We start from the raw sequence: 21,192 nt of genomic DNA on the forward strand, positions 1-21,192 counted from the left end.
GTTTTGCTTGAAGAGGCCCGCGGGCCTCGCGGAGGCTCAGACCGCCGCGGTGATCACGATCTCGATCTTCCACTCGGGCTTGGCCAGCTTGGCCTCGACCGTCGCGCGCGGCGGCGTGTGGCCGGCCGGCACCCAGGCGTCCCAGGCGGCGTTCATGCCGGCCAGGTCCTTGACGTCGGCGATGTACAGCTGCGCGCGCAGGATCTTCGTCTTGTCGCTGCCGGCGCGGGCCAGCAGCTTGTCGATCATGGCCAGCACCTGTTCGGTCTGGCCCTTGACGTCGGCGGTGGCATCCTCCGGCACCTGGCCGGCCAGGTAGACCACGCCGTTGTGGATGGCCATCTCGGAGAGACGCGGGCCGACGTCGAAACGTTCGATGTTGCTCATTTGCTGTGCTGATGGGGCTTGTTGGAATGCTTGTGATCGCTCTTGTGATCGTGCTTGCGCGCGCGCGACTGCTCGTGTCGATGGGACTTGGCGGCGGGCCCGGCGGCCACCGGGGCCGCCTTCTGGCCGAGCTTGCTCTCGGTGCCCGCCATCAGCTTCCTGATGTTGGCGGCGTGGCGCCAGATCAGCAGCAGGCTCATCAGCGCGATGGCCGGCAGCTCGGGACCGACGTCCCAGACCAGCATCTGCAGCAGCGGCGCGCCGATGGCGGCGGACAGCGACGCCAGCGACGAGTAGCGGAACACGGCTGCCATCACGATCCACACGCCGAGCACGGACAGGCCGAGCCACGGGTTGATCGCCAGCAGCACGCCGGCCGCGGTCGCGACGCCCTTGCCGCCGACGAACCTGAAGAAGACCGGCCACAGGTGCCCGATGAAGGCCGCCAGGCCGACCAGCGCGGCGGTGCCCTCCTCCAGGCCGTACGGCTCGCCGAACTTCAGCACCAGCAGGACCGGGACGTAGCCCTTGAGCGCGTCGAAGACCAGCGTCAGGATCGCCGCGGCCTTGTTGCCGGAGCGCAGCACGTTGGTCGCGCCCGGGTTGCCGCTGCCGTAGCTGCGCGGATCGGACAGGCCCATCAACCGGCTGACGATCACCGCGAAGGACAGCGAACCGATCAGATACCCGGCCACGACAGCCAACAAGGGAAACAGGACACTTTGCATGGGGCGCTGTTCTGCCCCGGACTTCAGCGCGCACTCGACCGGACGGGCCTCGAGCAGCTCCGTCAAAACCCGGGGTTCGATGCTGACCAGGTAGCCGCGACGCCCGCCGTTGATCAGGATGCGGGGCAGCGCCAGCACGGTGGACTCGACGAACACCGGCATCGCCTTGCGCGTCCCGAACGGCGAGGTGCCCCCGACGAGGTAGCCGCTGTGGCGCTGGGCGACGTCCGGCTTGCAGGGCTCGACCTTCTTGCAGGGGATCTGCCGGGCGAGCTCCTTCAGGCTGACGGTGCAGTCGCCGTGCATCAGCACGATCAGCGGCTGCGCCTTCTCGTCCTGCATCACCAGCGTCTTGACGACCTCGTGCTCGGGCACGCCGAGCTGCTTGGAGGACTCGCCGGTGCCGCCGTGATCGACGTAGTCGTAGACATGTTCCCCGAACGCGACCTTGTGCTGGCGCAGCATCTGCGTCGCCAGCGTTTCGCTGACATGGGCGGATTTCTTGCTCATGCCGTGATTCTCCGCGCTGCCCGCACCCGATGCTTGTACGAGCTTGCTGCGCCTGCTGACAGCCGATGGCGGCGCGCGCGCTACGCTGCGGCGCACTTCGTGTTCACCGAGCCCCATGACGGACGCCGCCTCGACCTCCAGCTACAACCTCAAGGACCTGATCGGCGCCACCGCGCTGCGATCGCTGGCATCGGTGTTCGCGGAGTCCGCGCCCGGCTTCCAGCGCAAGCGCTTCCTGGCCGTGGCGACCGAGGGGCTCGAGCCGCTGTCGATCATGCAGCGCGTGCACCGCGTGGCCGAGGCGCTCCACGCCGCGCTGCCCGGCAGCTTCGCGGCGAAGCTCGATGCCGTGGTCACCGCGGCGCCGCACACGGGCGGCGCGTTCGTGAACATGGGGCTGTGCGATTTCGTCGCGAGCTACGGCCTGCACGACCCTGCCGCGTCGCTGAAGGCGCTCAAGCGGATGACCGCGCATGGCACCGCCGAATTCGCGATCCGGCCCTTCCTGCGCCAGGACCTGGCCGGCACGCTGAAGACGATGACGCGCTGGACCACCGATCGCGACGAGCACGTCCGCCGCCTGGCCAGCGAGGGCTGCCGCCCGCGCCTGCCGTGGTCGTTCCGGCTCGACGCGCTGGTCGCCGACCCGGCGCCGCTGGCGGCGATCCTGCAAGCGCTGCGCGCCGACGACAGCCTCTACGTGCGGCGCTCCGTCGCCAACAACCTGAACGACATCACCAAGGACCATGCGGACTGGGTCTTCGCCCACGTGGCCGGCTGGGACCTGGCCGACGAGCGCAGCGCGTGGATCGTCAAGCATGCGTTGCGCTCGCGGATCAAGCAGGGCGATGCGCGGGCGTTGAAGCTGATCGGCGCCAGCGAGGGCGCGCTGGCCGTCGTCGAAGGGCTCGCGATCGAGCCCGCACGCGTCGCGATCGGCGGTGAGGTCGAGATCGCCTTCGAACTGCGCTCCACCGCCGACACGACGCAACGCCTGGTCGTCGACTACGCCGTGCACTACGTGAAGAAGAACGGCCGCGCGTCGCCGAAGGTCTTCAAGCTGAAGACCGTGGAGCTCGAAGCGGGCGCGTCGACACCGATCCGCATCCGTCGCGCGCTGCGCAACTTCACGACGCGCACGCACTATGCGGGCACGCACGCGATCGAGGTGATGGTCAACGGCCAGAAGCTGGCCGGCGGCGCGTTCGAGCTGTTGATCGAGTGAACGACGGAGGGGCGCTCACAGCGCCGGCTCGAAGTAGACGCCGCCGAACGTCGGCACATGCCGCGCCGGCCAGTGGATCCGGAACAGGTCGATGGTCTCGATCTGCAGGCGACGCAGGCTGTCCTCGCAGGCCTGCACGATCTGCGCGCCGGTCCACGCGATGGCCGGGCGATCGCCGCGCGAGCGCGCCGCTCCGCCTTTACACCCCGCGCCGTTGCACCGATCAAATTATTGTTTTACAGTAATTTCTTGCCACCCGACGGTAAGATCATGAGCGACGCCCCCTTCCCTGCCAGCCACCAGCGCATCCGCTGGATTGCTCACTGCGTGCGTGCGATGGCTTTGATCGCGATGGCGGTGGTGGTGGGTTTCCAAGCGATGTTCTGGACCAACCGCGGCCTGGTGGAACGCACCGCGCGCTCGGACTGGGGCCTGGACTGCCCCCTGCAGTTCGACGCCGTCGCGCGCGCGTGGGGCCTGGTGGTCAACCTGCCGCAGACGCTGCTGACCTTGTTCGCGCTGCTGTGCCTGTGGCGCCTCTTCGGCGCCTACCTGCGCGGCGAGGTCTTCACCGATGGCGCGACGCGCCACCTGCGGCGCCTGGGTCAGTCGGTGACCACGATGGCCCTGGTCATGCCGCTGACCTTCACGGTCACCATCCTGGCGCTGACGCTCGGCAATCCGCCCGGGCAGCGGATACTGTCCGTGCACCTCGCCAGCGAGCACTACATCATGCTGCTGCTGGGCCTGGTGCTGATCGCGATGGCGATGGTGATGCGCGAGGCCCAGCGCATGGCGCAGGAAAACGCCGAGTTCGTCTGAGCGGACCGGCCCAGGAACCCCGCCCATGCCCATCGTCGTCCGACTCGACGTGATGCTCGCGCAGCGCAAGATGCGCTCGAAGGAGCTCGCCGAGGCCATCGGCATCACCGAGGCCAACCTCTCGCTGCTCAAGTCCGGCAAGGTGCGCGGGGTGCGCTTCGACACGCTGTCGCGGATCTGCGCGGTGCTGCAGTGCCAGCCCGGCCACCTGCTCGCCTGGGAGCCGGGCGACGAGCCCGAGGACGGAGGATCCGATGGCGGCGCGTGAGGCCCGAGATCCTCTCGATCCTCGCGCCCCACGTGGGCGGAAGCGCCGCCTCGGCCCACGCGCGCTCGCGATCGGCGCGGTATTGCTGCTGCACGTCGCGCTGATCGGCTGGCTCCAGCATGCCTGGCACGGGGCCGACGCCCACCGGGAGCAGCGCAGTTCGTCCATCCGCATGGTGACGATCCAGTTGCCGCCGCTGCCGAAGCCGGCGCCGAAGACGACGCTGGTCGCCCGGTCTGCGGATCGTCGGGCAAGGCCTGACCCCGACATGCCGTCCTCTCAGACCGCCCCGTCGACACCGCCGTCAGCGCGTGTCCAGGCGCCACGACCCGAGGTCGACCGCCACGCGGAAGAGCCGCGATCCACCGTGGTGATCGCCGCGCCGGCGCCGGCCTCGGCGGCCTCCGGTGCAACCGGCCGGGACCTGATGTACGGCGCCGCGACGCAGCGCGCGGTCCGCCAGTCGACGCAGGGCCAGCCGCTGCTCGCCGAGCGCGCGGACCACGCCAGCCTCGCGCCCGACAAGATCGATGCGTCGACGAAGCTCGGCAACGAGATGATGAAAGGCGCCAGCGGCGACTGCCTGAAGGGCGAGTTCGCGGGCGGCGGCGCGGGCCTGCTGAGCGCGCCGTTCTGGCTGCTCGCCGAGGCGCGCGGCAAGTGCCGGCGATGAGCGCGGACGCGCGCTCGCGCCACGGCCTGATCGATGACACCCCGATGCGGGACACGCGTCGTCAACCCACACCGGCCGCGCACCGTTCAGCGCAGATCGCGTTTTGCGACACAGGGAGAGAGTCGAAGTGAAGCCCCAGCAGTTCACCCGCGCGGCGCGCCGCGTTCCAGTCGTCGCGATCGCCATCGCCGTGGTGAGCACCCTCGCCGCCTGCGATCCGGTCGCCGCGGCGACCGCCGCCGAGACGTCGGCCGCCGTCGCGGCCGCACCGCCGGCTTCCGGCGCGGTCGCCCTGCCCACGGTGCAGAGCGACATGAAGCGCGGCGCCTCCTTCCCCTACAAGCGGCTCAACGAGCTGCTGTCGAAGTTGCGCACCGAAGGCGAAGGCCTGTTCGTGAGCCGCTTCGTGTTGACCGACGCGAAGGACTCGACCAAGCCGCCGCCGGCCGGCACCAAGCTCGCGCTGATGAGCGACGACGACTACATCCCCATCCCCCCTCGACGACAAGGGCCGCTTCGACCTGCCGACCTTCCCCGAGCAGCAGGCCAAGGACATGGACTTCGGCACCAACGTGCCCAAGGGGGATCTGGGCGTGCGGCTGAGCATCGACCTCGCGACGCCGCCGGAGATGCTGGACATGGCCACGGTGCGGCGCATCGTCGCGGTCGGGCAGCGGCTGCGCACCGAGCTGCTGCCCTGGTACGTGCGCTGGATGTTCCCGCAGATCGACGGCGTCATCGTGTGCAGCGACCAGCCGCAGTGGAACCTCGACTGGACGGAGGGCGGCCAGCACCTGCGCCTGCCGCTGCCCTCCGAGGCCCGGCAGCGCGAGCCCGAGACGCCCAAGGGCAAGCCGTCCCGCGCCTGCACCGTGCTGACCGGCCAGGAGCAATGGCCCGACGCGGCGCTGCTGCAGCCGCAACCGGGCGCCAACACCAAGCTTTACGTGAAGCTGCGCAACACGCGCGCAAGCTGACCGGGCGTGCTCTCTCTCGCGGTCTGGCTGGTGGTTCGTGCGTGAGGCTGCTGGCCCTCACCCCTGCCCTCTCCCGCAAGCGGGAGAGGGGGTCATGCCGGAGCCTCTCGCGACTCCCTCTCCCGCTTGCGGGAGAGGGCGGGGGTGAGGGCCAGCGGCCTAGGCAGTCAACGGATCAGACAACGGATCAGACAACGCGTCCCGTCGCGCGGTCCGCTTCCAGTTGCCGCAGCACGCGGCGCTGCACCTTCCCGGTGGTCGTCATCGGCAACGCGTCGAGGAACTCGATCTCCTTCGGGTACTCGTAGGGCGCGAGCCGCTGCTTGACGAAGTCCTGCAGCTCCGCGACCAACGCGGCCGACGGCTGCCGTCCCGGCGCCAGCACGACGAAGGCCTTCACCAGCGCGCCCCGCTCGGCATCGGGCTTGGGCACGACGGCGGCGTTGGCGACGGCCTCGTGGCGCACGAGGCAATTCTCGATCTCGCCCGGGCCGATGCGATAGCCCGCCACCTTGAACTGGTCGTCGGAGCGCCCCTGGTACCAGAGGTAGCCATCCTCGTCGGCGAGGGCGAGGTCGCCGGTGCGGCACCAGCTGTCCGCCGGATCGCCGGTGAACTTCGCGGCGGTCGCTGCCTCGTTGCGCCAGTAGCCGAGGAAGAAGATCGGATCGGGCACGCCCTGCGCGTCGCGCCGATGCACGGCCACTTCGCCGATCCGCCCGGGCGGACAGACCTGCCCCTCCTCATCGATGACCGCGACGCGGTGGCCCGGATAGGCGCGGCCCATGCTGCCGGGCTTGGCCGGCCACAGCCGCGCGCAGTTGCCGACGACGTAGTTGATCTCGGTCTGCCCGAACATCTCGTTGATCGTCACGCCGAGCTCGCGCTGCCCCCAGTCGAAGACCGCGTCGCCGACGGCTTCGCCCGCGCTCATGACGGCCTGCAGGTGCAGCGTGTAGTGCTCGGCGGGATGCGGCACGGCCTTCATCATCGCCTTCAGCGCGGTCGGGAACAGGAACGTATGGCTGACGCGGTAGTGCTGCATCAGCTCGAAAGCCTTCTCCGGCGAGAAGCGGCCCTGGTAGCCGAGGATGGGCCGGCCGAAGCACAGCGACGGCAGCAGCGCGTCCATCAGGCCGCCGGTCCAGGCCCAGTCGGCGGGGCTCCAGAACACGGCCTCGCTGCGCACGGTCGGATCGTGTGGATCGAAGCCGAACCAGTTCTGGCTCGCGATGAAGCCGGTGAGGTTGCCGAGCAGCGCGCGCTGCGGCAGCAAGGCGCCCTTGGGCGCGCCGGTCGTGCCGCTGGTGTAGATCAGGATCGCGGGGTCCTCGGCCGCGTTGTCGCGCGCGGCGAAGCGCGCGTCCTCGGCCTGCAGGGCGGCCATCCAGCCGGCTTCGCCCTCGTGGGCATCGGACTCGCCGACGACCATCACATGGCGCAGCGCCGGGCACGATGCGCGCACCGAGCGCAGCGCGTCCAGTGCGCCGCCCTCGACGATCGCGACGCAGGCTTCGCTGTCCCTGAGTCGGTACTCGAGCGCATCGGGCCCGAAGAGCATGGACAAGGGCATCGCGACCGCGCCGAGCTGATTGATCGCGATGTGCGCGACGGCGGTCTCGAAGCGTTGCGGCAGCACGAGCGCCACGCGGTCGCCGGCCTCGACGCCCAGGCGCTTCAGCGCGTTGGACAGCCGGTTGGCGGCGCGCTGCAGCTGGCCGAAGGAGTACTGCGCGCGGCAGCCGCTGTCGCTGTCGAAGAAGACGGCGGGCGCATCGGGCGTCTCGCGGGCCCAGCGGCCGGCAGCAGAGCTCGGCGATGGCCAGGCGCTCGGGCACCTGCCAGCGGAAGGCGCCATGGACCAGCGCGTAGGCGTCGGGCGCGGCGCGAGTCGCCGCGCGGGGCACGGTGATGCCGTCGGCCGGGCCGGCGTCCTTGGCGGTCTTGCCGGTCATCGGGTCTCCATCCTGGAACAAGAGCGTGGATGCTAGCGAGCGGGTCCGGGGCGGGCGTCATGGAAAGCCCGTAGCGCCATGTCGGTGCCCGGGAGGATCGCGATGCCCGCGGGAGGTGCATGGGCAAGCGGCGGACGGTCCGCATATCGATATGTGAATCGCGAAGCTGAACGTGGGCGCGCTGCGGAAGCCGCGGGCCGGGACGCCTCCTACACTGGGCCGCATGAGCCTCAAGATCCTGCACAACCACCCCCGCTGCTCCAAGTCGCGCGAGGCGCTCGCGCTGCTGGAGTCCCGTGGCCTTCGGCCCGAGGTCGTCGAGTACCTCGAGACGCCGTTGACGCTGCCCGAGCTGCAGACGCTGCACCGGCAGCTCGGCACGCCGGTACGCGCGATGGTGCGCGACAACGAGGACGACTATCGCGAGCTCAACCTGGCGGACGCTTCGCTGACCGACACACAGCTGCTGCAGGCGGTCGCGGACCGACCGAAGCTGCTGCAGCGGGCAATCGTCGTGCAGGGCGACCGCGCGTTGATCGCGCGTCCGCCGGAGCTGTTGAACGACTGGCTGAAGTGATCGGCAGGGGCTGGATCAGCCCTTGAACCGCGCGAGCGCATCGCCCGTCAGACGGCACAGCCGCCAGTCCGGCATGATCGTCGCGCCCATCTTCTCGTAGAAGCGGATGGCGTTCTCGTTCCAGTCGAGCACGCACCATTCGAAGCGGCCGTAGTCGCGCTCGATCGCGATCTGCGCCAGGCGCGTCAGCATGCGCTTGCCCAGGCCCGCGCCGCGATGCGCGGGCTGCACGTACAGGTCCTCGAGGTACATCCCCGGCTTGCCGAGGAAGGTCGAGAAGTTGGTGAAGGTCAGCGCGAACGCGACGACCGCGCCGCTGTCGTGTTCGGCGACCATGGCCTCGCAGACCGGACGCTCGCCGAAGAGATGCGGGAGCAGCTTCTCGGGCGTCACGTCCATCAGGTGCGACAGGTTCTCGAAGTCGGCGAGCTCGCCGATGAGGCCGACGATGGCGCTCAGGTCGTCGGGCCGCGCGGGGCGGAGGGTGTAGGGGTCGGGTATTGCGGACATGTGGGTATTCTGTATGGATGACGAGAGACTTCCCCTTCTACAACGGTGAACCCGTCGCCCTGCGCCCTGCTCAATGGGCGTGGCTGATGCTGGCCGTGGTGGCGGGCTTCTTGACGCTCTACCTGCCGATCGGCGAGTCCTCGCCGCTCCTGGCCTTCGTCCCGGCCGTCCTCTTCCCCGCCATTCCCTTGCTTGTGCTGCGTGCCGTGGCGGGCCGGCATTGGCGGGCGCTGTTCCAACGCGTGGGCATCAAGGCGATCGCGATCGCGGTGGGGATCGCCCTGCTCAATCTGGTCGTCACGGTCGCCCTGGGCCTGCTGACCACCCGCTTCTTCGGCGTGAGCGCCAATCCCGTCTTCGACGTCCTGGCGCATGAGTCGACCGCGGACCGATGGCTCTTCGCCCTGAGGACCCTGCCTCAACTGCTGGGTGAGGAAGTGCTGACGATGCTGCCCTTCCTCGCGCTGATGACGCTCTTCACGACGCGCGCGGGTTGGTCCAGACGGACCGCGATCGTGGCCGCGTGGTGGATCTCCGCGCTGATCTTCGGCATGGCCCACCTCCCCACCTACCAATGGAACTGGGTGCAGTGCGTGGTGGTCATCGGCTCGGCTCGATTGGTCCTGTCGCTGGCCTACCTGTGGACCCGCAACCTCTGGGTGTCGACGCTGGCGCATGTGCTCAACGACTGGACGCTGTTTGCTGCAGGTCTCCTGCTGCTGGCATCGGGGCACGCATCGGCGTAAGGGCCTTCGACTTCGACTTCGAACACTCGCGGCGCTGAGAGCCTGGCCTGCATCACTGCCCTGGGCCATGTTCGAGCCTTCGGTCGAGTCCTCCGACTCGCCGACGCCGTCGCGGAGGAGGAAGCGGGCGCCATTGTCTCCATGGCGAAAGCGCCCTTCCCCGCGCCGCACTACAGTCGCCGTCCATGAGCACCGACTCCAGTACCGCGCCCTCTTCCGAGTACACCGTCCGCCGCCCGCATCGCAGCGAGTTCATGACGCTGCGCGGCTTGCGCCATCACGTCCTGAGGTGGGGACCTGAACCCGACGGGCAGCGACCGCTGCTCGTGATGGTCCACGGCTGGATGGACGTCGGCGCGTCGTTCCAGTTCATGGTCGACGCGTTCCGCGAGGAGCGCAGCGTCGTCGCCATCGACTGGCGTGGCTTCGGGCTCACCGATGCCAACGGAAGCGATGCGTACTGGTTCCCCGACTACCTCGGCGATCTGGATGCGTTGCTCGATGCCGTCAGTCCTGACGCACCGGTCGACCTGCTCGGCCACAGCATGGGCGGCAACATCGCGATGACCTATGCGGGCGTGCGGCCGCAGCGGCTGCGCAAGCTCGTGAACCTCGAAGGCTTCGGGCTGCCGGACACGACACCCGAGATGGCGCCGGCGCGGCTCGCGAGCTGGCTCGATGAACTCAAGGCGCCGCAGAGCCTGAAGACCTACGACAGTGTCGAGGGTGTGGCGCAGCGGCTGATGAAGACGAATCCGCGGCTCTCCGCCGACAAGGCCGCGTGGCTCGCGCCGCACTGGTCGCGGCAAGGCGACGACGGGCGGTGGCACATCCTCGGCGACCCCGCGCACAAGCGGACCAATCCGGTGCTCTACAAGAAGGCTGAGGCGCTCGCCTGCTGGTCGCGCATCGAGGCGCCCACGCTGTGGGTCGAGGGCAGCGAGACCAAGCTCTCGCAGTGGTGGGGCGACCGCTATCCGCGCGAGGACTTCGAGAGCCGGCTCAGCGTCGTCAAGGATCTGCAGCGCGTCACGCTCCAGCAGGCGGCGCACATGATGCATCACGACCAGCCAGAGGCGCTGGCGCGCGCGGTGCAGGAGTTTCTCGGCTAGTCGTCGCCCATCTCACTGCCACGACCCCGGCCCTCACCCCCTGCCCTCTCCCGCAAGCGGGAGAGGGAGCAAGCGAGGGCGAGGTTCGCGCCTAGTCTTGCGACACCACCGCCGCCTGATACGCCGCGATGAACTCCGGCGGCATCCGCTTCGGGCGGCCGCCGCTGATGTCGATGCACACCAGGTCCCAGCGGCCGCGCATCAGCGTCAGGCCGTCGCTCGCACGGCGCAGCTGGAAGCGGCGCTCCATCGGCGAGCTTGCCGTCCCCCGCCGTCAGCCAGGTGCCCAGCACCAGCGCCTCGCCTTCGAAGGACGGCAGCAGATAGTCGTAGCCGCCGTGGCGGATCGCCATCGCGCGGTCGAGGCGGCGGTAGTCCTCGATGTCCAGCCCCAGCGCCACCGAGTGCGACCACGCGACCTGCTCGCACCACTTCACGTAGACCGCGTTGTTGGTGTGATTCAGGCCGTCGATGTCCGCCGGTTGGGGGCTCACCGCCAACCGATGGGGGGACGGGTAGTCCCAGCCGCTGGACAACGGGTCGACCGGCGCGGGGATCGCTTCGTTCATCTCGCTCATCGGGGGGCGCTCATCTGGGGGTGGGTTCCGTGGGATTTCCGACGCTCGCGCTCGGGGTGCGACAGGTTAGCGTCGCGAGTTAGGCAGAATGCCGCCCTTTTCCGGCGTCGTCCGTCGCCCGTGCGACCCGCGCGCCAGTCGCACATTCCGAACACCGCGCGGCAGGGTCATGCCCTGCCGGCGTCTTCCCCTGTTGTCCCTGCCGTCCCGCTGCCCGTCCCCATGAACATCATCGTCACCGAAGAACTCAAGGCCTACATCGATCCGCTGACCGAGGACGAATACGCCGCGCTCGAGCGCAGCATCCTCGCCGAGGGCTGCCGCGACGCGCTCGTGCTCTGGGGCGACATCCTCGTCGACGGCCACAACCGCCACGGCATCTGCACCAAGCACGGCATCCCCTTCCAGACGGTGCAGAACACCCGCTTCAAGTCGATGGAAGACGTCCACCTGTGGATGATCGACCAGCACCTGGGCCGTCGCAGCGTCTCCGACTTCCAGCGCGGCGTGCTCGCCCTGCGCAAGAAGGAGATCATGGAAGCGCGCCGGCTGGCCGTGCTCAACGACCCGGCCCCGGAGGTCCCCGTCGCCGACGCGACCGCCGCCCCCGTGCCCGACGCCCCGCCGCTGAAAAGCCGCGAAGCGATCGCGCGCGCCGCGCGCATCAGCAGCGCCACCGTGACGCAGATCGAGAAGATCCAGAAGGCCGCCGCGCCCGAACTCGTGGCGGCCGTGAAGTCGGGCGAGGTCTCGATCAGCGCGGCCGCCGTGATCGCCGACCTGCCCGCCGAGGAACAGGCCGCCGCCGCCGCCGGCGGGAAGAAGGAACTGCGCCAGGCCGCCAAGCGCGTGCGCGAGTCCAAGGTCGGCAAGAAGGCCGCGGGCGACGCCGTCGCCGAAGTGGCCGTGGAGCTGCTGGGCGTACCGACGAACGAGGAGGGTGAACTCGAGGCCGATCCGGCCGTCGCGCTGCTGCGCGCGCAGGTCGGCGCGCTGCAGGACGAGAACATCAAGCTGCGCGCGCAAGTCGCGGAACTGCAGGCGCAACTGGCCGCGGCGAAGCAGGACTCTTCGTCGCCCTTCTGACGTTCAGAACCCGGTGATCGGCCCGGCGCGCTCGCGCTCGGGCCGCTTGGCCTCCACCTCATCGAAATACGGTGCCGGGTCTTGCACCCCCGCCTCCGCCTCCCGGCGGTTCATGACGGTCGCATAGATGACGACGATCGCCACGTAGACGATCAACGCCCCCTGCGAGCCCACCCAGAAGCTGAACGGCCAGCCGAAGAAATCGAAGCTGAGCACCCGCGCGAAATACGCGACGCCGAAGGTCACCAGCGCCCACACGACGAGCAGCATGAGCGTCAGCCGCCAATTGCCGCGGCGCACCCGCCGGCGCCGGGCGCGGAAGGTTCCGGACGGGGTGCCGGAGGGGGTTCCGGACGGGTAACCCGCATCGGGGACAGGCGGTTTCGGACGCATCCCGCCATCTTAGGGAGCCCGTTCGCGTCAGCATGAGAAAATACCCGGCTTCGGGCCCCTCGGGGGCTCCACCCTTCGAGCGAATCATGGACATCGAACAAATCAATGCGATCGGCAACACGCTGACCGATCTGCAAGCGCGTACCGACGCGCTAAGGGGGTACCTTTGACTACGACCGCAAAGCACTGCGGTTGAATGAAGTCAACGCCGCCCTGGAGAACCCCAACGTCTGGAACGACCCCAAGCGGGCCCAGGAGCTCGGCAAGGAAAAGCGCACGCTGGAACAGGTCGTCGAGACGATCAACCACCTGACGTCCAACATCGCCGACAACCTCGAGTTGTACGAGATGTCCAAGGACGACAACGACATCGCCGGCATCCAGACCATCGAGGCCGAGTCCGTCAAGCTGACCGAGAAGGTCGAGGAACTCGAGTTCCGCCGGATGTTCAACAACCCGGCCGACCCGCTGAACTGCTTCATCGACATCCAGGCCGGCGCCGGCGGCACCGAGGCCTGCGACTGGGCCGGCATGCTGCTGCGCCAGTACCTGAAGTATTGCGAGCGCAAGGGCTTCAAGGCCGACGTCGAAGAGCAGACCGACGACGAGATCGCCGGCATCAAGAGCGCCACCATCAAGGTGGAAGGCGAGTACGCCTTCGGCCTGCTGCGCTCCGAGTCGGGCGTGCACCGCCTGGTCCGCAAGAGCCCGTTCGACTCCTCGGGCGGCCGCCACACCAGCTTCGCCTCGCTGTTCGTGTATCCGGAAGTGGATGATTCGATCGAGATCGACATCAACCCGTCGGACGTCCGCACCGACACCTACCGCGCGTCCGGCGCGGGCGGTCAGCACATCAACAAGACCGACTCGGCGGTGCGCCTGACCCACATCCCGACCGGCATCGTCGTGCAGTGCCAGGACGGCCGCAGCCAGCACAGCAACCGCGACGTCGCCTGGAAGCGCCTGCGCTCGCGCCTGTACGACCATGAGATGAAGAAGCGCATGGCCGAGCAGCAGAAGCTCGAGGACAGCAAGACCGACGTGGGCTGGGGCCACCAGATCCGCTCGTACGTGCTGGACCAGAGCCGCATCAAGGACCTGCGCACCAACGTCGAGATCTCCAACACCCAGAAGGTGCTGGACGGCGACCTCGACGCGTTCATCACGGCGTCCCTCAAACAGGGCGTCTAAGAAAAACAATGAGACCCATGCCCCGGTGCTCGATCCCCGGCCCGGGGCTTCTTCATTCCTACAAGGAAGTCCGTCATGCGTGAAGGCACCGCCACCCTGATCCGCCGCGCCGATTACGTCGCGCCGATCTTCTGGATCCGCACCGTCGACCTGTGCTTCGACCTCGATCCGGCCAAGACGCTGGTCGCCAGCAAGATGCGCCTGGAACGCAACGCCGCGGTGCCCCACGGCCCCCTGCGCCTGCATGGCGAGGAGCTCAACCTGCTGCGCGTGCTGATCGACGGCGAGAGCGTGTCCTTCCGCCAGGAAGGCCATGAGCTGATCATCGACAACGTGCCCGACGCGGACTTCACGCTCGAGATCCGCAACACCTGCTGCCCGGACAAGAACACGACGCTGTCGGGCCTGTACACCTCCGGCGGCAGCTTCTTCACGCAGTGCGAGGCCGAAGGCTTCCGCCGCATCACCTACTTCCTGGACCGCCCCGACGTGATGGCGGTCTACACGGTGACGATGCGCGCCGACAAGGCCAGATACCCGGTGCTGCTGTCCAACGGCAACCTGATCGAATCGGCCACGCTCGACAACGGTCGCCACCTGGCCAAGTGGCACGATCCGTTTCCCCAAGCCCAGCTACCTCTTCGCGATGGTCGCCGGCGACCTGGTCGCGCGAGAGCAGCGCATCCGCACCCGCGGCGGCAAGGACCACCTGCTGCAGGTCTACGTCCGCCAGGGCGACCTGGAAAAGACCGAGCATGCGATGAACTCGCTGATCGCGTCGGTCGTGTGGGACGAGGCGCGCTTCAACCTGCCGCTGGATCTGGAGCGCTTCATGGTCGTCGGCGTGTCCGACTTCAACATGGGCGCGATGGAGAACAAGGGGTTGAACATCTTCAACACCTCGGCGCTGCTGGCCTCCCCCGCCACGGCGACCGACGCGGACTTCGCCCGCATCGAGTCGATCGTCGCGCACGAGTACTTCCACAACTGGACCGGCAACCGCGTCACCTGCCGCGACTGGTTCCAGCTGTCGCTCAAGGAAGGCCTGACCGTCTTCCGCGACCAGGAATTCAGCCAGGACATGGCCGCCACGCCGAGCGCGCGCGCGGTCTGCCGCATCGAGGACGTGCGCGCGCTGCGCGCCCGCCAGTTCCCCGAGGATGCCGGCGCGATGGCGCACTCGGTGCGTCCCGACGAGTACGTCGAGATCAACAACTTCTACACCGCGACCGTCTACGAGAAGGGCGCGGAAGTCGTCCGCATGTACCAGACGCTGGTCGGCCGCGACGGTTTCGCCAAGGGCATGGCGCTGTATTTCGAGCGGCATGACGGCCAGGCCGTGACCTGCGACGACTTCGCGCAGGCGATCGCGGACGCGAACCCGGGCTCGCCGCTGACGACGCGCCTGGATGCGTTCAAGCGCTGGTACGCGCAGGCCGGCACGCCGCGCCTGCAGGCCCGTGGCGTGTACGACGCCGCCGCGCAGACCTGGACGCTGACGCTGACGCAATCGAGCGCGGCCTCGCAGGGCCAGACGGCCAAGCTGCCGCAGGTGATCCCTGTGTCGCTGGGGCTGCTGTCGCGCGACGGCCAGTCGCTGCCGCTGATGCAGCAAGGCGTGGACGACGTGGTGGGCGGCGCCGCCGGCGCCACCGACACCGAGCGCGTGCTGGTCCTGGACCAGGTCGAGCAGTCCTTCGTCTTCGTCAACGTGCCGTCCGAGCCGGTGCCGTCGCTGCTGCGCGGCTTCTCGGCGCCGGTGGTGCTGGACGACGGCCTGGGCGACGCCGAGCTGCTGGTGCTGCTCAAGCATGACAGCGACGCCTTCAACCGCTGGGAAGCCAGCCAGCGCCTGGCGCTGAACCGCATCCTCGGCGCCGTGCGCTCGGGCCAGCCGCTGGTGCTGGACGCGGCCTACATCGACGCGATGCGCGCGGTGCTGCGTCATCCGGAGCTGGACCCCGCCTTCAAGGCGCTGGCGCTGCAACTGCCCGACGAGGCCTACATCGCCGAGCAGCTCGACGTCGTCGATCCGCAAGCCATCCATGCCGCGGTCGAGGCGGCGCAGACACAGCTGGCGTCGGCACTGCAGGCCGACTGGGCCTGGGCCTTCGACGCGCATCAGGTCACGACCGGCTACAACCCGGACCCGGTGCAGAGCGGCAAGCGCGCGCTGGTGAACCTGTCGCTGGCGATGCTGGTCCTGAACGCGACCCACACCGGCGACGGCGTGTGGCCGGGTCGCGCGTACCAGCGCTTCAAGGACGCGACCAACATGACCGATCGCATGGGCGCGCTGTCCGCGCTGGTGCAGGCGCACGCGGAGCTGGCCGACAGCGCGCTGGCGCGCTTCCACGCCCAGTTCAAGGGCGAGGCGCTGGTCATCGACAAGTGGTTCGCGCTGCAAGGCCGCGCGGCCGAGCGCGACGGCAGGACCTTCGCCAAGGTCAAGCAGCTGATGAAGCACGCCGACTTCACGCTGAAGAACCCGAACCGCGCGCGCAGCCTGATCTTCTCGCTGACGATGTTCAACCCGGCCGCCTTCCACCGCGCCGACGCGGCGGGCTACGTCTTCTGGGCGGAGCAGGTGCTGGCGCTGGACGCGATCAATCCGCAGGTCGCCGGTCGGCTGGCGCGCGTGATGGACCGCTGGACCGCGCTGGCGCAGCCGTACCGCAGCGCCGCCCGCGAGGCCATCGCCCGCGTCGCCGCCAAGCCGGACCTGTCCAACGACGTGCGCGAGATCATCGAGCGCGCGCTGGCCTCGGACACGCAGCATTGATGCCACGCGCGGCGCACTAGATTTGCAACCATCGGAGTCGTTTCATGAGTCAACGCGTCAGCCTGACCCAATACCTCGTCGAGCAGCAGCGGCTGCACGGCCACATCCCCCAGCAGCTGCGGCTGCTGATCGAAGTGGTCGCGCGGGCCTGCAAGCGCATCGCCATCAGCGTCAACAAGGGCGCGCTGGGTGACGTGCTGGGCACGGCCGGGTCCGAGAACGTGCAGGGCGAGGTCCAGAAGAAGCTGGACATCATCGCCAACGAGGTGCTGATCGAAGCCAACGAGTGGGGCGGCCACCTGGCCGCGATGGCCTCGGAGGAGATGGAGAGCATCCACCTGGTGCCCAACCGTTTCCCGCAGGGCGAGTACCTGCTGATGTTCGACCCGCTGGACGGCTCCAGCAACATCGACGTGAACGTGTCGATCGGGACCATCTTCTCGGTGCTGAAGAAGCCCGAGGGCGCCAAGGGCATCAGCGAGGAGGACTTCCACCAGCCCGGCACCGCGCAGGCGGCGGCGGGGTACTGCGTCTACGGACCGCAGACGACGCTGGTGCTGACGGTGGGCGACGGCGTGGCGATGTTCACGCTGGACCGCGAGCAGGGCTCGTGGGTGCTGACCGCCGACGACGTGAAGATCCCCGCGGACACCAAGGAGTTCGCGATCAACATGTCCAACATGCGGCACTGGGACGAGCCGGTGAAGCGCTACATCGACGAGTGCCTGGCCGGCACGACCGGTCCGCGCGGCAAGGACTTCAACATGCGCTGGATCGCGTCGATGGTGGCGGACGTGCACCGCATCCTGACGCGCGGCGGTGTCTTCCTGTACCCGTGGGACAAGCGCGAGCCCAACAAGGCCGGCAAGCTGCGCCTGATGTACGAGGCCAACCCGATGGCCTTCCTCGTCGAGCAGGCGGGCGGCGCGGCCACCAACGGCCGCCAGCGCATCATGGACCTGCAGCCGGGCAAGCTGCACGAGCGCGTCTCGGTCGTGCTCGGCTCGAAGAACGAGGTCGAGCGGGTGACGCAGTACCACCTGGAGGCCGACAAGGCCCAGTGAGCTGACGGATGTGAGACCCCGTCCGACTCACCCCGGACACCTCACGTCCATCACGCGGAACGCAGAACGCAGAAGGCAGAAGGCAGAAGGCAGAAGGCCGCTCGATGAGCGGCCTTCGTGCTTCTGGGCGCCCTCGGGGCTCAGCCCTCAGAACAGGCTGCCTTCGTCGCGCTTGCCGTCGCTGTCGTCGTTGCCGCGATCGGCGGCGGCAGGCTTGTCATCGTTCTTGAGCTCGGCGAACTTCCCGGCCATCGTCGGATTGCCCTTGGTCAGCTTCTTGATCGTCACGTCCTGCGCCTTGTCGTTGGCCAGGCGCAGGTTGCGATCGGTGCCGAGCAGGGCCTCCTTGGTCTTCTGGAGATGGTCGATGGACTTGTCGATCTCGTCGATCGCGGTCTGGAAGCGCCGCGACGCGAGTTCGTAGTTCTTCCCGAACGCCGACTTGAAGCTCTCGAGCTGCGTCTCGAAGTGGGTGATGTCGATGTTCTGCGCCTTGACCAGCGCGAGCTCGGTCTTGTACTTGAGCGAGTTCATCGCCGCGTTGCGCAGCAGCGTGATGATGGGCAGGAAGAACTGCGGCCGCACGACGTACATCTTCGGATAACGATGGAACACGTCGACGATGCCGGTGTTGTAGAGCTCGCTCTCCGGCTCGAGCAGGGACACCAGCACCGCGTACTCGCAGCCCTTCTCGACGCGGTCCTTGTCGAGCTCCTTCAGGAAGTCCTCGTTGCGGTTCTTCGTGGCGGTGCGGTCGTTCTCGTTCTTCATCTCGAACATGATCGAGACGATCTCCGTGCCGGACTCATCGGCATCGCGGAAGATGTAGTCGCCCTTGCTGCCCGAACGCGCGTCGTTGTCCTTCTCGAAGTAGGCGCGCGGGAACGCGGTCGCGCGGATGCGGTTGAACTCGGTCTCGCAATGCAGCTCAAGCGTCTCGCCGACCATCTTGGTCGACAGTCGCGCCTTCATGTCGCGCAGGCGCTCGATGGCGTCGTCGCGGTCCTTGATCTGCGTCTCGTACTTGTCCTTGAGCGCCTTCTCGGCGAGCTGTTTCTCCAGCTCGGCGCGCTCAAGCCCGCTGCGGAGCTGGTCGCGTTCCTTCTCCACCGCGCCGACGGCCTGCGTCATCGCCAGCTGCTGCGTCAGCCCGATCGCATCGAGCTTCGCCTTCAACGCCTGGATCTCGGCGTCCTTCGTCGCGGCGGCCTGCTGCGCCTGCTTCTCCAGCACGGTGAGCGCCTCCGTCACCGCGAGCTTGCGCTGGACTTCACCCGCATCGAGCCGGGCCTTCAGTTCCTGGATCTCGCCGTCCTTGAGCGCGGCGGCCTTCTGCAGCTCGCCGGCGGTCCTGGCCTGCGCCAGCTCCACGGCGTTGCGCTTGTCCTGCTCGGCCAACGCGAGCCGTTCGTGCAGCTGCCTCTCGAAGTCGGTGTCGCGCACCTGCTTGAGGATGTCGGCGTACCCGGCCTCGTCGATCTTGAAGGCCTTGCCGCAGTGCGGGCAGATGATTTCATGCATGGGGACTCCCCTTCTCTTGTTCTTCAAAGACGTCGACGATGGCCCGTGCCGCGGCGGCGGGCGCGCATTGCAGCAGCATATGCGGCGCCTCGATATCAACGATGGTGCATCGAGGGTTCCGGGCGGCAATATCAGTGGCCGCGCTCGCGGCGACAACGCGATCCCGCATTGCCCGCAGACAGAGGATCGGCACGGTGATGCAGGCCGTCGCCGCGGTTGCATCGAAGGATAGAACTTGCCGCGCTCGATGCGCCATCACAGACGGCGTCACGCGGGTCACCGCGCGATGAAGCGCCTCTTTCAGCGCCTCAGTCGCGAAGCGGCCCAGCAGGGGCACGCTCATCACGGACTTTGGCAGCAGGCGCAAGGGCGTCCAACCCGCCACAGGCTTGAAGAGCGCCAGCGCGCGATTCGGATATTGCGCGAACGACGCAGCGAGCACGACACCGCGAAGGCCGGGCGGACATTCCGCCGCCAGCTTCAATGCGACCGGCCCGGAGAACGACTCACCAAGCAGGATGAATGGCTCGTCGCTGGGCAATGCGATGCGCACGTGCGCGAGGAGCTCGTCGTCATCGAGCCAGCGGTCCACGGGATAACGCACGACCACCGGCCGCAGTCGCGACGGCATGGCCTTCAGGAACGGCTCGAACAGATCGCCGGTCCCGTCCATGCCGGGCAGCAGCACCAAGGCGGTCATCGATTCAGAAGAATGTCCGCACGCCGCCGATGACGCGGTAGCTGTCGTCGACCGTGTAGAGCAATGGCCATTTGTCGAAGGTCGTGCATGGATGGCCGACGCCGAACGCGATCATGTCGCCGACCTGCAGCATCAGCGTGCCGCCCTCCCCGCCGGCATCGACGTACGCGTGCTGATCGTTCAGCTTCGTGACCGCCCAGTCGGCGGGTGTCGCCCGCGGCGCGTCATGCAGGCCGCGGCGGTACCACCACAGCGGTTGCGGCAGGCAGGCGTCGTAGCTCAAGTCGCGGCGGCCGGCGGTGCAGATCGCGCGGCCCGGCTCGGGCACCGACTGCACGTAGGCCCAGACCTCGATCGCGTTGCGCAGGCCGGGGCCTTCGCCCCACAGCGCGCCGGCGCGCTGGCGCATGCGGTCCTGCATGCGCTCGTACTGCAGGCTGTCGTGGCTGAGGTAGCAACCGCTGCGCAGCACCACGCGCAAGGCGTGGCCGGTGCCCGCGGCCTCCACCGAGGCCAGCGTCTTCGCCGCCATGTCGAAGAACGCCGAGCCGCCCGCGGTCAGCAGCACCTCGTCCGCGGCGAACCAGCCTTCGGCGCAGCCCAGTCGCGTCAATTCCGCGACCGTCTCGATCATCGTCAGCGCGCCGAGCTCCACGCGCGCCGTGTCCGCGCCGCTGTAGACGCCTTCGAACGCCTCGACGCCGCGCAGCGTGATCGTCGGCGCGGCATCGCGGATGAGGCGGCCCAGCGTGGCGCCCTCCTCCATCGTGCGGACGCCCGTGCGTCCGCCCGGCGTGCCGACTTCCAGCAGCACCTGGAGCGGTCGCTTCAAGCCACGTTCGACCGCGGCGCGGCGCAGCAAGTCCAGGCCCGCGGCGGAATCGACCAGCAGATAGAAATCGACATCAGGGGCGGCTTCCAGCTCGCGGAACACGAGGTCCAGATCCGCCTTGCCGATCAGCTGATTCGCGAGCAGCACGCGCGGCACGCCGAAGCGCCGGTAGGTGCGCACATGCGCTGCCGTAGCGGCCGTCATGCCCCAGGCACCTTCGTCGAACTGGCGTTGGAACAGCTGCGGCGCCATCGTCGTCTTGCCATGCGGCGCGAGGCTGACGCCGGCGCGCGCGGTGAACTCGCGCATCCAGCGCGCGTTGTGCGTCAGCGCGGAGTCCTTCAGGATTGCCGCCGGCAGCGGCAGGTCGCCGTCCAGCAGCGAAAGCCCCAGCGCGCCGAGCCCGCCCAGCGGCACACCCTCAGCGACCGCGGGCAGGCCCTTGAGCGTGCCGGGCAGCGGCTCGGCCTCGAGGGCCGAGAGGGTGAGCGTCACCGGCGCGTGGCCGGGCTGATCGTCGTGGTCGTGTGGGCTCATGGCGCGCCATGTTGCCAC

20 protein-coding genes and 3 pseudogenes are annotated in these 21,192 nt (G+C 68.5%); 12 read left to right on the forward strand and 11 right to left on the reverse strand.

Annotation, left to right across the window (positions count from 1 at the left end):
- Window positions 1–36 precede the first annotated feature (36 nt).
- The 3 genes and pseudogenes from ACFJIX_RS00290 to ACFJIX_RS00300 form a co-directional block, all read right to left on the reverse strand.
- Window positions 37–387, reverse strand: a complete 351-nt coding sequence (locus ACFJIX_RS00290; RefSeq protein ID WP_377156888.1) for a RidA family protein — start codon at window positions 385–387, stop codon at window positions 37–39.
- A complete protein-coding gene (gene plsY, locus ACFJIX_RS00295; RefSeq protein ID WP_377161508.1) occupies window positions 384–1,115 on the reverse strand; it encodes a glycerol-3-phosphate 1-O-acyltransferase PlsY in 732 nt (243 codons plus the stop codon). The genes ACFJIX_RS00290 and plsY overlap by 4 nt, the downstream gene beginning before the upstream one ends.
- A 27-nt stretch (window positions 1,116–1,142) precedes the next feature.
- Window positions 1,143–1,625 (reverse strand): annotated as a pseudogene (locus tag ACFJIX_RS00300) (aminoacyl-tRNA deacylase); the annotation flags it as partial.
- A 115-nt stretch (window positions 1,626–1,740) separates the two neighbouring features.
- Here ACFJIX_RS00300 and ACFJIX_RS00305 point away from each other — a divergent pair.
- Complete coding sequence (locus tag ACFJIX_RS00305; RefSeq protein WP_377156889.1) at window positions 1,741–2,850, forward strand: DNA alkylation repair protein; 1,110 nt, start codon at window positions 1,741–1,743, stop codon at window positions 2,848–2,850.
- Window positions 2,851–2,865: 15 nt separating this feature from the next.
- On the opposite strand, the gene ACFJIX_RS00310 is transcribed toward ACFJIX_RS00305, so the two are convergent.
- Window positions 2,866–2,988 carry a hypothetical protein gene (locus tag ACFJIX_RS00310; protein WP_377156890.1) on the reverse strand — a complete coding sequence of 41 codons (123 nt, stop codon included), beginning with the start codon at window positions 2,986–2,988 and terminating at the stop codon, window positions 2,866–2,868.
- Between the two features lie 132 nt (window positions 2,989–3,120).
- On the opposite strand from ACFJIX_RS00310, the gene ACFJIX_RS00315 reads away from it, so the two are divergent.
- From ACFJIX_RS00315 to ACFJIX_RS00330, 4 genes are all read left to right on the forward strand, one after another.
- Window positions 3,121–3,672, forward strand: a complete 552-nt coding sequence (locus ACFJIX_RS00315) for a DUF2975 domain-containing protein (RefSeq protein WP_377156892.1) — start codon at window positions 3,121–3,123, stop codon at window positions 3,670–3,672.
- Between the two features lie 25 nt (window positions 3,673–3,697).
- Window positions 3,698–3,940 (forward strand): helix-turn-helix domain-containing protein, encoded by a 243-nt coding sequence (locus ACFJIX_RS00320; protein ID WP_377156893.1) that lies wholly within the window; start codon window positions 3,698–3,700, stop codon window positions 3,938–3,940.
- Window positions 3,941–4,022: 82 nt separating this feature from the next.
- The gene (locus ACFJIX_RS00325; RefSeq protein WP_377156894.1) at window positions 4,023–4,613 is read left to right on the forward strand and encodes a hypothetical protein; all 591 of its coding nucleotides are present in this window, start codon (window positions 4,023–4,025) and stop codon (window positions 4,611–4,613) included.
- Between the two features lie 554 nt (window positions 4,614–5,167).
- Window positions 5,168–5,590: a hypothetical protein gene (locus ACFJIX_RS00330; protein ID WP_377156895.1), complete on the forward strand. Its 423-nt coding sequence runs from the start codon at window positions 5,168–5,170 to the stop codon at window positions 5,588–5,590.
- Between the two features lie 187 nt (window positions 5,591–5,777).
- On the opposite strand, the pseudogene ACFJIX_RS00335 reads toward ACFJIX_RS00330, so the two are convergent.
- A pseudogene (locus tag ACFJIX_RS00335) lies at window positions 5,778–7,545 on the reverse strand (acyl-CoA synthetase).
- A gap of 223 nt (window positions 7,546–7,768) precedes the next feature.
- Here ACFJIX_RS00335 and arsC point away from each other — a divergent pair.
- A complete protein-coding gene (gene arsC / locus ACFJIX_RS00340) occupies window positions 7,769–8,122 on the forward strand; it encodes an arsenate reductase (glutaredoxin) (RefSeq protein ID WP_377156896.1) in 354 nt (117 codons plus the stop codon).
- Between the two features lie 15 nt (window positions 8,123–8,137).
- Here the strand turns inward: arsC and ACFJIX_RS00345 are convergent, their stop codons facing one another.
- Window positions 8,138–8,632 (reverse strand): GNAT family N-acetyltransferase, encoded by a 495-nt coding sequence (locus ACFJIX_RS00345; RefSeq protein ID WP_377156898.1) that lies wholly within the window; start codon window positions 8,630–8,632, stop codon window positions 8,138–8,140.
- A 17-nt stretch (window positions 8,633–8,649) separates the two neighbouring features.
- Between ACFJIX_RS00345 and ACFJIX_RS00350 the strand changes: the two genes are divergently transcribed.
- Both ACFJIX_RS00350 and ACFJIX_RS00355 read left to right on the forward strand, forming a co-directional pair.
- A complete protein-coding gene (locus ACFJIX_RS00350) occupies window positions 8,650–9,378 on the forward strand; it encodes a CPBP family intramembrane glutamic endopeptidase (RefSeq protein WP_377156900.1) in 729 nt (242 codons plus the stop codon).
- Window positions 9,379–9,563: 185 nt separating this feature from the next.
- A complete protein-coding gene (locus ACFJIX_RS00355) occupies window positions 9,564–10,490 on the forward strand; it encodes an alpha/beta fold hydrolase (protein WP_377156901.1) in 927 nt (308 codons plus the stop codon).
- Here ACFJIX_RS00355 and ACFJIX_RS00360 read toward each other — a convergent pair.
- The gene (locus ACFJIX_RS00360) at window positions 10,487–11,068 is read right to left on the reverse strand and encodes an acyl-CoA thioesterase (protein ID WP_377156902.1); all 582 of its coding nucleotides are present in this window, start codon (window positions 11,066–11,068) and stop codon (window positions 10,487–10,489) included. The two genes, ACFJIX_RS00355 and ACFJIX_RS00360, sit on opposite strands and share 4 nt — an antisense overlap.
- A 222-nt stretch (window positions 11,069–11,290) precedes the next feature.
- On the opposite strand from ACFJIX_RS00360, the gene ACFJIX_RS00365 reads away from it, so the two are divergent.
- Window positions 11,291–12,154 (forward strand): plasmid replication/partition related protein, encoded by an 864-nt coding sequence (locus ACFJIX_RS00365; protein ID WP_377156904.1) that lies wholly within the window; start codon window positions 11,291–11,293, stop codon window positions 12,152–12,154.
- A 3-nt stretch (window positions 12,155–12,157) separates the two neighbouring features.
- Here the strand turns inward: ACFJIX_RS00365 and ACFJIX_RS00370 are convergent, their stop codons facing one another.
- Window positions 12,158–12,547 (reverse strand): DUF4212 domain-containing protein, encoded by a 390-nt coding sequence (locus ACFJIX_RS00370; protein ID WP_377156905.1) that lies wholly within the window; start codon window positions 12,545–12,547, stop codon window positions 12,158–12,160.
- 86 nt (window positions 12,548–12,633) lie between these two features.
- Between ACFJIX_RS00370 and prfB the strand changes: the two genes are divergently transcribed.
- The 3 genes and pseudogenes from prfB (at window position 12,634) to ACFJIX_RS00385 (ending at window position 17,584) form a co-directional block, all read left to right on the forward strand.
- Window positions 12,634–13,738 (forward strand): peptide chain release factor 2 gene (gene prfB, locus ACFJIX_RS00375; protein ID WP_377156907.1). Its coding sequence is split into 2 segments (ribosomal slippage): window positions 12,634–12,714 and window positions 12,716–13,738, totalling 1,104 coding nucleotides; the frame shifts between segments, so codons are not numbered across the junction.
- Between the two features lie 75 nt (window positions 13,739–13,813).
- Window positions 13,814–16,520: pseudogene (pepN, locus tag ACFJIX_RS00380) on the forward strand (aminopeptidase N).
- A 44-nt stretch (window positions 16,521–16,564) separates the two neighbouring features.
- Window positions 16,565–17,584: a class 1 fructose-bisphosphatase gene (locus ACFJIX_RS00385; RefSeq protein ID WP_377156909.1), complete on the forward strand. Its 1,020-nt coding sequence runs from the start codon at window positions 16,565–16,567 to the stop codon at window positions 17,582–17,584.
- A 147-nt stretch (window positions 17,585–17,731) separates the two neighbouring features.
- Here ACFJIX_RS00385 and ACFJIX_RS00390 read toward each other — a convergent pair whose 3' ends face one another.
- Genes ACFJIX_RS00390 through ACFJIX_RS00400 form a run of 3 tightly spaced genes read right to left on the reverse strand, consistent with a single transcriptional unit; the run spans window position 17,732 to window position 21,174 of the window.
- Window positions 17,732–19,105, reverse strand: coding sequence for a DUF2130 domain-containing protein (locus ACFJIX_RS00390; RefSeq protein ID WP_377156910.1), 1,374 nt, complete (start codon window positions 19,103–19,105; stop codon window positions 17,732–17,734).
- Entirely contained in the window at window positions 19,098–19,805 is a 708-nt protein-coding gene (locus ACFJIX_RS00395; RefSeq protein WP_377156912.1) for an alpha/beta fold hydrolase, read from the reverse strand. The genes ACFJIX_RS00390 and ACFJIX_RS00395 overlap by 8 nt, the downstream gene beginning before the upstream one ends.
- A gap of 4 nt (window positions 19,806–19,809) precedes the next feature.
- The gene (locus tag ACFJIX_RS00400; protein ID WP_377156914.1) at window positions 19,810–21,174 is read right to left on the reverse strand and encodes an alanine racemase; all 1,365 of its coding nucleotides are present in this window, start codon (window positions 21,172–21,174) and stop codon (window positions 19,810–19,812) included.
- Between the last annotated feature and the right edge of the window lie 18 nt (window positions 21,175–21,192).

The organism is Roseateles sp. UC29_93 (genome assembly GCF_042695725.1).
Taxonomy (GTDB): Bacteria; Pseudomonadota; Gammaproteobacteria; order Burkholderiales; family Burkholderiaceae_C; genus Roseateles; species Roseateles noduli_A.